At 46.6% G+C, this 11,772-nt stretch carries 12 protein-coding genes; 5 read left to right on the plus strand and 7 right to left on the minus strand.

Translation table 11 applies throughout. From position 1 onward, the window contains the following. Positions 1 to 25 precede the first annotated feature (25 nt). A complete protein-coding gene (locus tag OCU49_RS08765) occupies positions 26 to 649 on the plus strand; it encodes an alpha/beta fold hydrolase (protein WP_261844600.1) in 624 nt (207 codons plus the stop codon). 7 nt (positions 650 to 656) lie between these two features. Continuing rightward, the gene (rlmM, locus tag OCU49_RS08770; protein WP_261844601.1) at positions 657 to 1,709 is read left to right on the plus strand and encodes a 23S rRNA (cytidine(2498)-2'-O)-methyltransferase RlmM; all 1,053 of its coding nucleotides are present in this window, start codon (positions 657 to 659) and stop codon (positions 1,707 to 1,709) included. Positions 1,710 to 1,733: 24 nt separating this feature from the next. On the opposite strand, the gene OCU49_RS08775 is transcribed toward rlmM, so the two are convergent. Beyond that, complete coding sequence (locus OCU49_RS08775; RefSeq protein WP_261844602.1) at positions 1,734 to 2,015, minus strand: antibiotic biosynthesis monooxygenase family protein; 282 nt, start codon at positions 2,013 to 2,015, stop codon at positions 1,734 to 1,736. Positions 2,016 to 2,135: 120 nt separating this feature from the next. Between OCU49_RS08775 and tusA the strand changes: the two genes are divergently transcribed. Then, on the plus strand, positions 2,136 to 2,375 hold the full coding sequence (tusA, locus tag OCU49_RS08780) for a sulfurtransferase TusA (RefSeq protein ID WP_261845216.1): 240 nt from the start codon (positions 2,136 to 2,138) through the stop codon (positions 2,373 to 2,375). Positions 2,376 to 2,491: 116 nt separating this feature from the next. Continuing rightward, entirely contained in the window at positions 2,492 to 2,935 is a 444-nt protein-coding gene (locus OCU49_RS08785) for a ProQ/FINO family protein (RefSeq protein ID WP_261844603.1), read from the plus strand. A 68-nt stretch (positions 2,936 to 3,003) separates the two neighbouring features. On the opposite strand, the gene OCU49_RS08790 is transcribed toward OCU49_RS08785, so the two are convergent. The 5 genes from OCU49_RS08790 to OCU49_RS08810 all read right to left on the minus strand — a co-directional run bounded on the left by OCU49_RS08790 (position 3,004) and on the right by OCU49_RS08810 (position 10,280). Continuing rightward, complete coding sequence (locus tag OCU49_RS08790) at positions 3,004 to 4,953, minus strand: bifunctional diguanylate cyclase/phosphodiesterase (RefSeq protein ID WP_261844604.1); 1,950 nt, start codon at positions 4,951 to 4,953, stop codon at positions 3,004 to 3,006. Between the two features lie 24 nt (positions 4,954 to 4,977). After that, positions 4,978 to 5,700: a transglutaminase-like cysteine peptidase gene (locus tag OCU49_RS08795; protein ID WP_336605372.1), complete on the minus strand. Its 723-nt coding sequence runs from the start codon at positions 5,698 to 5,700 to the stop codon at positions 4,978 to 4,980. Positions 5,701 to 5,923: 223 nt separating this feature from the next. After that, on the minus strand, positions 5,924 to 7,039 hold the full coding sequence (locus tag OCU49_RS08800) for a DUF3080 family protein (RefSeq protein WP_261844605.1): 1,116 nt from the start codon (positions 7,037 to 7,039) through the stop codon (positions 5,924 to 5,926). Continuing rightward, a complete protein-coding gene (locus OCU49_RS08805; RefSeq protein ID WP_261844606.1) occupies positions 7,036 to 8,385 on the minus strand; it encodes an MATE family efflux transporter in 1,350 nt (449 codons plus the stop codon). Before OCU49_RS08805 ends, OCU49_RS08800 begins: the two co-directional genes overlap by 4 nt. 161 nt (positions 8,386 to 8,546) lie before the next feature. Next, the gene (locus OCU49_RS08810) at positions 8,547 to 10,280 is read right to left on the minus strand and encodes a PHA/PHB synthase family protein (protein ID WP_261844607.1); all 1,734 of its coding nucleotides are present in this window, start codon (positions 10,278 to 10,280) and stop codon (positions 8,547 to 8,549) included. Between the two features lie 248 nt (positions 10,281 to 10,528). Here OCU49_RS08810 and OCU49_RS08815 point away from each other — a divergent pair, with 248 nt between their 5' ends. Beyond that, a complete protein-coding gene (locus tag OCU49_RS08815) occupies positions 10,529 to 10,831 on the plus strand; it encodes a glutaredoxin family protein (protein ID WP_261844608.1) in 303 nt (100 codons plus the stop codon). Between the two features lie 109 nt (positions 10,832 to 10,940). On the opposite strand, the gene OCU49_RS08820 is transcribed toward OCU49_RS08815, so the two are convergent. Then, positions 10,941 to 11,768: a TatD family hydrolase gene (locus OCU49_RS08820; RefSeq protein ID WP_261844609.1), complete on the minus strand. Its 828-nt coding sequence runs from the start codon at positions 11,766 to 11,768 to the stop codon at positions 10,941 to 10,943. Between the last annotated feature and the right edge of the window lie 4 nt (positions 11,769 to 11,772).

Below are 11,772 nucleotides of genomic sequence, written 5' to 3' on the forward strand. Positions count from 1 at the left end.
GCGCCTTTTTGCAGCGGGCAGTCAAATGTTAATTGATGGGAAGCCGGGCCGGGCACGAATTTTGTTTGCTCATGGTGCCGGAGCGCCGATGGACAGCGACTTTATGACGGATGTAGCAAAGCGTCTGGCGAGCGACAGAATTGAAGTTGTTCGTTTTGAGTTTCCTTATATGCAGAAGCGTCGTGAAGATGGTAAGCGCAGGCCACCTGACAGACAGCCAAAACTGTTAGAATACTTTCAGCAGCTGATAGAGCAGTATGCTGATGAAAATACTCAACTGTTTCTGGCAGGTAAATCTATGGGAGGGCGTATGGCAACTATGCTTGCTGACCGACCGGACGTAGCCGGATGTTTTGTTTTTGGTTATCCGTTTTATGCAGCGGGTAAGCAAGATAGGCCGCGGATCGAGCACTTACAGACGACTACTGCCAATATAAATGTTTTCCAGGGTACCCGTGATCCTATGGGTAAGCAGATCATTGTTAATGACTACAGTCTTGCTGCGGGCATAAAACTTCACTGGCTGGAAGATGGAGATCATGATTTGAAGCCACGTAAAGCCAGTGGATTGACTCAACAACAACACCTTGAATATGCAGTTGCTCAGTGTCAGCAACTCTGCACTCAGAAGCTCGCTGAAATCAGTTAGGATTTATATGAATCATTTATTACTTTATTGCCGTCCGGGTTTCGAGAAAGAGTGCGCTGCTGAGATACGCGATATTGCAGAAGCAGAAGGTATTTACGGTTACTGCAAACTGGAGAATAACAGCGGTTATGTTCTCTATGTAACGCACGAGTCCGATGCAGCGTTACGCCTGATTGATGAAGTGGATTTCAGTAAGCTTATCTTCGCCCGTCAGTGGGTGGCTTGTTTGCCTGTTATTGACGGTATTTCCGCTGATGACCGTATTACTCCATTATTGGATAAAGTGACTGAGTTACCGCCGTGTCAGTCGGTCATGGTTGAGCCGGCTGATACGACCGATGGGCGTGAAATGCAGCGTTTTTGTAACAGCTTCAGTTCTGCATTTAGTCAAAAGTTGCGACGTAGTAAATTACTGGCAGATGCGAATACGTACCGGTTACATATTTTTGCGATAACCGGCACCTGTTTTTATCTGGGTGTTGCGCCGGTGGAAAACTCAGCACCCTGGCCAATGGGGATTATGCGTCTTAAATTCCCAAATGCTGCACCTAGCCGTTCTACGTTGAAGCTGGAAGAAGCCTGGCACTGGTTTGTACCACCTCATGAATGGCAGCATTACATTAGTGGTGGTCTGAAGGCCGCAGACTTAGGAGCTGCTCCCGGAGGCTGGACCTGGCAGCTGGTTAAACAGAATATGTTTGTTACAGCGGTAGATAATGGTCCAATGGCTGAATCACTGATGGAAAGTGGTCAGGTAACTCATAAGCCTGAGGATGCATTTACGTTTGAACCGAGCAAAAATCTCGATTGGATGGTTTGTGATATTGTTGATAAGCCTGCCCGTGTGACGGATCTGATGATTCGCTGGCTGGTGAATGGTTGGTGCCGTGAAACTGTATTTAATCTTAAACTGCCAATGAAGCAGCGTTATACAGAAGTTCAGACGTGTCTGAAGATGGTAGAAGCCGCGCTTGAAGAGGCGGGGCTTAAGTATCGTATGGCGGCAAAACACCTGTACCATGATCGGGAAGAAATTACCTGTCATATCAGGATTCTTTAATTCTTCCCGGGAAGGCTGGCTGTTTTACTGTTCCATAACGGTAATTTTTTCTTCCCGCTGTAGCATTGGGGAAATTGTTGCCATCATGGACTGGCGTTCTGAAGAAGAATACCAGCGTTGCCAGTCCTGAACTGAACGGTAGTTTGCCAGGACGATGCGGTGATTGTGGTCAAATGCATCACGCAGAGATTCGCCAGATATAAAGCCGTGAGCTTGCATGGCTTGTGCCAGAGTGCTGCGGGCTGCTAGTTCATAATGTTGTTCTAGGTCATCGGCAATGTGACGTTCGATGATAACGCGGATCATGTTAGGCTCCTTATTTATTGTCCTGATTATAAGCGTAACATTTTCCGTGGCATGTATGGGTTTTGCTGGGGCAAATTATTTGCGACAATAGCGGCCTGTTAATATGAGGTTGTACATATGATGGTTGAAGTAAAAGCAGATCACATCATGGACGCCTGCGGTTTATACTGCCCGGAGCCTGTGATGCTGTTGCACAACAAAGTGCGTGAAATGACGTCTGGTCAGGTATTACAGGTACTGGCAACAGATCCTTCGACGCAGCGGGATATTCCGAAGTTCTGTACCTTTTTAGGTCATGAGCTTATTGCGCAGGATGCGGATGAAGAAAGATTTTTTTATTATATTCGCAAAGGCGAGTAACGAATTTATTTAGAATTTTCCTGTATAGACGCAGTGATGTTAGAAATATCGGCGTCTGTATAGCAATACCCAGTTTTTTGTCCGGCAACGACCGGTAAGTAACGAGAGAACTCATTGTGACAGCTACTGATACAGCAGCAACATCTGCAGCACCGTCAAAGTCTAAAAACAAAAACCGTGCCGCTAACCAGGCCGCTCTGCAATTAATTTGCGAGTTGTACCCACAGGTTTTTAACCGTAAAAATGTTCGGCCATTAAAAATTGGTATTCAGGAAGACCTGATTGCTGATGAGAAGTTGGCTAAAAATAAGATTAAGCGTGCGCTGGCGTCTTACGTACGTTCACCGCATTACTTCCGTAGCTTACAGGAAGGTGCAGACCGTATCGGTCTGACCGGTGAGTCTGACGGTGCTGTTACTGCTTCCGAAGCAGAGCATGCTAAAGGTCAGCTGAAAGAGGCGAATAAGCGTCGTCAGCAGACTCAGCAAGTTCAGCGTGCCCAGGCGCGTGAAGACCGAATCAGTACTAAGCTGGACCAATTGGTGACTAAGCACCGTTAAGGGTTTAGGTATCAAAAAAACGCCGCTTATTTGCGGCGTTTTTTTTTGCTCAATAAATATCTAAAGATTTAATCCAGAACAACCGGACGTCCGTGCACCCAGCCCTGGCTGCCATTGATTTCCAGTTCGGTTAGTACACTGAGCTGCTCATTACGTTCAACGTGTTCTGCATACGCCTGAATCTCCAGGCTGTGAGCAACGGTTGATAAACTACGCACAAAGAAGCGGTCTTCCGCGTTGCTGTCGATTTCACGGATTAGCGAGCCATCAATCTTAATATAGTCAGGATGCAGGCTATACAGGTACGCAAAACCAGCTGGGTGAACGCCGAAGTTATCAACACCGAAGCCGATACGGGAATCTTTTAGCTGCTGGCGGAAGCGAACAACTCTTTCCATATTGTTTAGCACCGAAGACTCATTGATCTCGATTTGTAACTGATGGGGTGTGTTCAGGTCACGTACGGTGTCCGCAAACCAGCTATAAAAACTGTCTTCCCGCAATGAGTCGTTGCTCAGATTGATGCAGAAAGTGTTCTGATCGCCTTGCTGTAAGCGTTCAATCGCTTTTTTAATAACGGTTTTATCAAGCTCTGTCATCAGATCAAGTTGTTTAATAACGCTGATAAATTCACCAGCCATGCAGGGTTCGTTATCCTGGTTGAGGATACGCGCGAATAATTCCTGTTGGAGGTGTTTATTAGCGCTGCCTACTTCATAGACGGGCTGGCTTTGTAGGAATATGTCACCGCGGCTAACTTTGTCAGAGACGTGCTTGTGCCAGTTGTTTTGCTGCTGTTGTTCCTGTTCTTCAGCGATGACGCAATTCACGTGGTTGTTATCAGCAATGGCCTGTTCGCTGGCTATGCGGGCATTAGCAACCAGTTGGCTGGCATTACTGTCTTCACGGAAAGGTGTTGTGCCGATAAATATAGGTGCCTGGACGTCTTTTGCATCATGGTGTAACTGACGGTAATAGTCATGCAAGCTGCTGATAAGTGCATTCAGTTCGCGTTGCAAGTGATCTGGGTTAGTCAGGTCTGCAAGTAATACAAAGTCAGAGCCGGTGAGTCGTCCGATAACGGATTGCTCGCAGCAAGCGGCTACTTTTTCCATTTGATCAGCGGTTGCTTTAATGAAGTTGTTGGATTTCTCAACCCCTAAGTGCTGGTTCAGGCCCTGCAAATCAGCAATATGCAGATAGATCATAGTGCCGTTACCAAAGTCTTTCCGGTAATCAATCCGTTCGACTAGCTGAGACTGGGTAGAGCGGTAGTTTGCCAGTCCGGTCAGTTCGTCCTGATAAGCTGTGCGACGGATTTCTTCGATCTGTTTAGCCTGAGCATCGAACATGGCTCTAACCCGTTGCACCATCATGTTCATGGCAATTACAACCCGGCGTAATTCACGGCTTTTGGGGATATTTCCTTGTTCGACATAGCGGCGTTCAGACAGTGCAACAGCCTGGTCTTCAACACCTTTGAGTGGGTTTAGAATGTAACGCAGCAGAAAATGAATAAAAACAATGCTGACCAGAGATAGTACAACAAACCACAGAAAAGTCTGTTTAGTACCGCGCCAAAGCTGCTCATAGGCATAGCCGGCACGGCTCTGTACGAAGATAGAGCCCGCTTTGTTCCAGGCAGAGGTTACTTCACGTGTCATTTCAGGTGGGTCGATTTTGACAATGTCAACGAACCACTGTGGTACCTGCTCACTGATTTGTGGTGGTGTGCTTTTCGCAAAGAGTTCTTCACCCTGATTATTAACGACCTTTATTTGCTGATAGAAACCGCTATCAAAAATAGCGTTCACTGTGGTTTCAATAGTTGCCTCGTCATTCTGCAGCATATATGGCGCAAGGTAGAGGCCAAGGTGAGTAGCGGTGTCCTGACCATGGGATTCCAGCTGATTAAGCAACATTGCTTTTGAGCTGTCCGACATCAGATACACAGATCCGGAGACCAGGCCTAGCAATACGGCTAAAACTGCAGCCATTAATTGATTTACGATAGACATGACTTTTCCTTTATCTATATCCGCTTATTGTACGTTAATGTCTTTATCCAGATTCTGAATTCTGGATTTCAGTTTTACCCAGGGTTTCAGCTGATCTGATGTTCCAACCAGTGTGCTGCGACGACCTTTTTTAGTTAGCCATAAATTATCAGCATTGAAGCTGTATACGTGTAATAAATCTGGTCGACGGTTAGCGGGTTTTATCCGTGAAATCAGATTATCAAGAATCAGAGGGGTTGATGAAGGTTTTTCGTAGTAGGTTAATACCATGTGGGCCTGGTTCAGTTCCAGTGCCTTTACATACGCAAGACTGAGTTTTTCAACCGGCACGCCTACCTGACGCAAGGTGTAATATTTAGCGATGGTAAAGTCTTCGCAATCGCCGCCGTTAGAGATCAGAAATTCAACCGGGGTAGCCCAGTAGTCTTTTTTACCCCAGTGCTTAATGTCGCTGATGAAGCGCACCTGGTTAAAAAACTTGTTGATTTTTCTCAGCTTAATATCTTCGGGATCGGTGCCGACTTCATCGATCAGTCTTTGCCAGGCTAGCAGGCGTTTTTTGGCTTGCTGGCCATATTGTCGGCCAAGCTTTTCAATTTGCGCCTGGCTCATACGCACATCCATTTCTACAGCAGCCATAGAGGTTAGGGCCAATGTAAGGGTTAGCAGCAAAGCATAGACGGCAACGATCGGGCTGGTCATTCTGCCTGACTGTGATTTGCCTGCTGTAACTGGTCGTGCGGTCATCCCTGCTCCTGACGATTCCCGGTTTTTACCGAAAGGCGGTGCGGATTATTACAAGTCGTATAAAGAATTACTGATTTTAGAGGAATCGTTCCTGCTTATCATCAGATGGGAAGGTTAAGCTGTCCATAATGGGTAATAGTATTTTAACTATCTGTTTTTTATGGAAGTTATGCTTGCAGGTTTTTGCGCAGATTTAATGCAAACTGGTTGGCTTTTCGGGTTCTTAAAGAGGATTGCCGTCGGGCATCATGTTGCATTGGCGAAGGATTTTCTGCCAGGCTGACGTGTGTCGCTGCAATGCCTGAAGGTATTGCTGCCACTGACCATCAGGATACTGGCGATCAAGATAATGCTTTTCGTATTGCTGCATAGCTTCAGGTAGCGTGCTTTGGAGCGGCTGTAAAATTGCTTCGTGAGCGGCTAGCCATACATCGCCTTGTTGGTGAACTTTTGCTACATAGGGCTGCAAGCGCCCAGCATAAAACTTACTGAATACATTCATCAGAATGTCAGCCTTTTGATTACGGTGTCCGCTGTAACAGAAGGGCTTAATTTTCAGGCGTTTCTCAATTATGTCGGCACCTTTGTTAAGGGTTGTTGTAGTTAATAGCAGAGAGCGTTGCCAGCGGCTGCCAAACCTATTGCTGTAAAGCGTAAGGTAGTCGTCTTCAATATCGTTGATGAATTCAGGTAGAGGCCAGTTTTTTGGCTGTTCCGCCAGTAGTGTCAGTTGTTTGAAATGTTGCAGGCTAAGTTTGACGCTGGCAAAGCGGGCTGTTTCCTGTTGTCTTTCTCTAGGGTCATCAGAAGGTAAGCTAAGAGGTGGTTCTGAAGCGGAGAAATTCGCCTCCATTTCGTCGGAATTATATAGGCTGTTCCATAATACGATTGGCAGGTTCGCCTGTTTAGTGCGCCATATAGTGTCAATTTGTTCGCGTACTTCCGGTTCTATATTTGCAGTTTTCATTTGGGCAACGCATTGTCGCATCAATACTAAGAATTTAAGTTCGTAGATCAGCTTTTGGGAGGGTTGCATGACTCGTCCGAGCGAACTGTTACGTTGTGCAATAAGTGGCAGCAGGTCGCAATGGCGTAGCTCCAATACTTCAATCAGTCCCTGACGAACGGGTGTTTCTTCAATTAAGCGTAAGCGGCGGCGGGGCAGAGCGGTAGGATGAATATTGCTGAGGTCGAGAGTAACGTCCTGTTCGAGCACATTGTTGAGGCGGCTTATGTAGTCTTCCAGCATGGCTTCAGGTGTGTCTGGCTGGCAGCCGGATACAAGCAGGCATACGCACAGGCTACAGAGCACCTGTAGCCTGTGTTTAAAAGCAATCACTGAGCTAAACGGAACAGACGCCATGGTAAAAGTATAGCGGCCACTGTGAGGCCTATCACTAAACCATACCAGAATCCTGCTGCTCCCATTGCTGGTACTAGGAGGTCGGTTAGCCCCAGCAGGTAGCCTGAGGGCAAGCCAATTAACCAGTAGGCTACGAATACAACGAGCAAGGGAATACTGGTGTCTTTGTAGCCTCGCAATGCGCCGGCAGCAACAACTTGTAGAGCATCTGAAAACTGAAAGATTGCAGCTATGACAATCAGACTGCTGGCAAGCGCTACAATATCAGCTTGAGGCGTATACATTTGGGCAATTGGTTGTGCCATCAGATACATGAAACTACAGGAAACGATAGAAAAACTGCCTGTTAGCAAAAGGCCTGTTGTGGCGGTAAAGCGTGCCGCTTCTCTGTTTGCTGCGCCTAGCTGTTGACCAACCCTGATAGTAATTGCCATAGCAATGCTCAGCGGTAGCATAAAAATCATACCTGTGAAGCTGATGGTAATCTGATGCGCTGCAACGACCACTTCTCCCAGACGGGCAACCAGTAGCGCTATAACACTGAACATACTGACTTCTATTAGCAGGGTGAAGCCTATAGGTAAGCCGAGGCGCAAAATTGAATTCAGTGCCTGTCGTTGTGGGTTTTGCCACTGATTGAATAGCTTTATAGGCTTGAAAATTTCACTTTTACTAATGTACAGGCTGCTGGCAAGGGCCATAATCCACATAACAATTGCGCTGGCCCAGCCGCAACCAACGCCACCCATTGCGGGTAGCCCCAGTTTTCCATAAATAAAAATATAATTAAGCGGGATGTTACATAACAGAGCAAGAATGCCTATCTTCATGATTGGGCGGGTTTTGCCAAAGCCTTCGCAATAGCTGCGGACTACCTGATAAAAGAGTATTGCGGGAACGCCCCATGACAATGCTGATAAGTAGGCCTGAGTTTTGACCAGTAAACTGCCGTGAATGTCCATGTACTCAAGCAACGCAGTATTGTTATTTAACAGAACAATGGCCAAAACGGACAGGCATACAGCGATCCATTGGCCTTGCTGAAACTGCGTCCGGGTGTCTTTGATCTGGCTAGCGCCAACCTGGTGGGCAACCAATGGCGTGGTAGCCATCAGTATACCGCCCATGCTGAGCAAAATTGGCAGCCAGAAACTTGAACCCAGAGCGACGGCCGCGAGGTCTTCTGCACTGACACGTGCCGCCATAAGGGTGTCGACGAAGCCTATTGCTGTTTGGGATAGCTGGGCAATAATTATAGGCAGGCCGAGAACCATGATGGCTTTGATTTCGGCGAAGCGCAGTGATGCGGGTGTCTGATTCACAGGATGTCTTAGCTGGAGTTAAAGGCGCATGATACCGTTTAGCAGCAGGGTTAGAAACCGGATAGATGTAATTACAACAGCTAAATATTCAGGTGATAACAGGTATAAAAAAACCGGGAAGATCCCGGTTTTATATTCATTGCTGGAAAGCTTTATATAGCTTAGTCCACACGAATGCTTACATAACGGCCCGGTGCAGGCTCAATTGCCTGGTGAGTTGAATTGCCAGGAGTTGCAGGAGCATCAATCTTTTTACCGGCTTTTGGTTTGATCCATTTATTCCAGTGACTCCACCAACTGCCTTCTTCGCGGTTTGCGCTTTCCAGCCAGTGATCTGCGCCATTGCCTAATTCACCGTTGCACCAGTAGTGGCGGCGATTTTTCGAAACCGGATTGATGACACCTGCGACATGGCCGCTGGCGCCAAGTACAAATTCAATATTTCCCTGCATGAGTTCAGTGCCTGCAAAAGTGCCTTTCCACGGCGCGATGTGGTCATCAATCGTCGATAGGAAGTACACCGGAATTTTGATGTCCCGCAGGTCGATTTTTTCTCCGCAGATTGTCAGGCCATCAGGTTCAACCAGCTTGTTTCCTATGTACATGTTGTTGATGTAGAAGTTGTACATGCTGGCAGGCAGGTTAGTTGAATCACTGTTCCAGTAAAGGATATCAAAAGGCGCTGGATTCTGGCCTTTGAGGTAGTTATTAACCACATACGACCAGACCAGATCATTCGAGCGAAGCATGTTAAAGGCTGTTGCCAGACTGCGGCCTTTAAGAAGGCCATCTTCGTCGACTTTCTGCGTAATTTGCTGGACTTGTTGTTCATCGATAAATACTCGCAAATCACCCGGATCGGTAAAGTCTGTCAGTGTGGTCAGGAAAGTAGCTGAGGCGATAGATTCATCTTTACGCTTGGCCATGACGGCCAGTGTTGATGCCAGAATAGTACCGCCAATACACCAGGATACGCAGTTGATTTTGCTGCTGTCTGCGATTTCTTTTACGGTGCTTACGGCTTTAAGTACGCCATCTTCAACGTAGTTATCCCAGTTCAGGTCGCGCTGATCAATTGTTGGATTCAGCCAGGAAATAAGGAAAACGGTCTGTCCCTGGTCGACACAGTATTTAACGTAAGAATTGTGCTCCTGCAGATCCATGATGTAAAACTTGTTAATGCAGGGAGGTACGATCAGCGTCGGGCGGGTGAAGACTTTATCGGTTGTTGGCGTGTATTGAATGAGCTGCAGCATTTCATTTTCAAATACTACTGTGCCTTTGGTTGTGGCAATGTTTTCACCTAAGGTGAAAGCGGATTCATCAGTCATGCTGATGCGACCTTTTTCAAAGTCACTCAGCAGGTTTTTCAAGCCGTCAACAAGGCTTTGGCCATTGGTTTCAAGTGCCTGTTGCATAACTTCTGGATTAGTCATGGCAAAGTTAGTTGGTGACATCGCATCAATGTATTGCTGAGTATAGAACTCCAGTTTGCGCTGCTCGTTATCACCTAAGTTGGCATTAGACGCCATATCGTTTAGCAACTTTGAGCTCAGGAAGTATGATTCTTTAATGTAAGAAAATACTGGGTTTTGGCTCCATTCTTCAGCAGCAAAGCGGCGGTCTGCTTTAACTTCTTCCTGTTCGCTGCTTTTGCCTGTTAACAGGTTCTGCCAAAGATTAAATTGGGCTTGCTGGTAATCAGCCATAGCTTTTACCCAGGCGGTAGGGTCTTCGAAGGATTTTGCAGCTAGTTCAGTCCAGGACTGGCTGAACTGTTTGAAGATGTCTTCACTCCCCGCAGAAGAGTACATTGCCAATACCTTTTGGCTCTCCTGATTCAGATAGTTAATAAATTCCTGAGGATTGGTGGGGATGTTGCTGTTGTTTTCCATAAAGCCGCCTTCTAGGTGGTTGTCCCGGACCGGTTACCCGGTACCGGACTGAATTACGTCCCTGACAGGGTGCATCAATGCATCATGCGAACAATCAGAATAGACAATTTGATGCAGTGCAGCAAGAGGTGTTTAGTGGAACTTTAGTGACTTTTTTGTGAAATATATCTGTTATATCGCAGACTTTATATCTGGCTGAAGACTCTGATGGTTTCAGGTCCCACTGAGTTGCCGGCTGTACTTGCTGCATGGCAGCGCCTAAAATGCCGGTTTTTGGCCGATTGGAAGTAGCGGATATGCGTAAGTTTTTGTTAATGGGTACTGAGGGATGTCACTTATGTGATGATGCAGCTGCTATTGTTGTTGCGACGCTTGATCCTGAAGTGCATGAAGCAGAGCTGGTTGATATCGCCTTTGATGATGTATTTATGACCCGTTATGCGGTGCGGATTCCGGTACTATTAGATGAGAAGAGTGGTAAAGAACTGGATTGGCCATTTGATCAGGTAGGTTTGCAGGGCTTTTTAAATGCACTGGCAGCTGAAGTTTAATGCTATAGGAATAGCCAGTTCTAAAACCGGCTGATCAGGCGTGTTTTATAGCAATGTTTTATTAAAAAATGCTTGAGTCGAAAGTGTTGTCTATTTCAATCGGCGTTACTTAAACCCGGTTCTGCAGATTAAAGAATTCTATTGTTGTTGTGCGGCTCTCTTTTGCGACCTGTTCTGCGGGCTTATTCATTAGTTCAGCGACTACTTGCAGAATATGTTGCAAATAAAGTGGCTTATTACGACGACTTTTCGGTTTAGGCCGCATATCTCTTGGCAGCAGGTAAGGGGCGTCCGTTTCCAGCATTAAACGATTTTCAGGAATGTCTTTCAGTAACGGGTGTAAATGGCTGCCGCGACGCTCATCACAAATCCAGCCGGTAATGCCGATGTGTAAATCCAGATCCAGATAGTTGTACAGTTCCTGTTGAGTACCAGTAAAGCAATGTGCAACAGCAGCAGTTATATTGCTCCGGTACGCTTTTAGCATTTCAAGTTGTTTTTGGTGCGCATCACGCTCATGTAAAAATAGCGGTAAGCCAGTTTCTGCTGCCAGTTCCAGTTGTTGTTCGAAAGCGTAAACCTGTTCATCAGGTGTTGAGAAATTGCGGTTGAAGTCTAATCCGGCTTCTCCAACTGCAACGACAGAGTCTTCAGCCAGTAACGTCCGAAGTTGCTGGCTGGTTTCTGCGCTGTATTCACTGGCTGAATGAGGGTGAACACCAGCGGTTGTAAAAAGCGGAACTGTGCTCTGTTGGCTCATTTGCAGGCATTGCTGGTTTTCCTGCATGTTAGTGCCTGTGAGAATCAGAGGTGAAATACCTGCCTGAAATGCCTCCTCAGCGACTTCCTGCCAGTCTTTATTAAAGCTGGAGTCGCTGAGGTTCACGCCTATATCGATCAATGTCTGTTCCGCGTTATGCGGGTCGAATGTATGCATCAGT

This window comes from Aliamphritea ceti (assembly GCF_024347215.1).
Taxonomy (GTDB): domain Bacteria; phylum Pseudomonadota; class Gammaproteobacteria; order Pseudomonadales; family Balneatricaceae; genus Amphritea; species Amphritea ceti.

Excerpts from the sequence above, each read along its gene's own strand:
- OCU49_RS08765 (WP_261844600.1), top strand. The coding sequence starts at position 26 with ATGTTAATTGATGGGAAGCCGGGCCGGGCACGAATTTTGTTTGCTCAT.
- rlmM (WP_261844601.1), top strand. The coding sequence starts at position 657 with ATGAATCATTTATTACTTTATTGCCGTCCGGGTTTCGAGAAAGAGTGC.
- OCU49_RS08775 (WP_261844602.1), bottom strand. The coding sequence starts at position 2,015 with ATGATCCGCGTTATCATCGAACGTCACATTGCCGATGACCTAGAACAA.
- tusA (WP_261845216.1), top strand. The coding sequence starts at position 2,136 with ATGGTTGAAGTAAAAGCAGATCACATCATGGACGCCTGCGGTTTATAC.
- OCU49_RS08790 (WP_261844604.1), bottom strand. The coding sequence starts at position 4,953 with ATGTCTATCGTAAATCAATTAATGGCTGCAGTTTTAGCCGTATTGCTA.
- OCU49_RS08795 (WP_336605372.1), bottom strand. The coding sequence starts at position 5,700 with ATGACCGCACGACCAGTTACAGCAGGCAAATCACAGTCAGGCAGAATG.
- OCU49_RS08810 (WP_261844607.1), bottom strand. The coding sequence starts at position 10,280 with ATGGAAAACAACAGCAACATCCCCACCAATCCTCAGGAATTTATTAAC.
- OCU49_RS08815 (WP_261844608.1), top strand. The coding sequence starts at position 10,529 with ATGGCAGCGCCTAAAATGCCGGTTTTTGGCCGATTGGAAGTAGCGGAT.
- OCU49_RS08820 (WP_261844609.1), bottom strand. The coding sequence starts at position 11,768 with ATGCATACATTCGACCCGCATAACGCGGAACAGACATTGATCGATATA.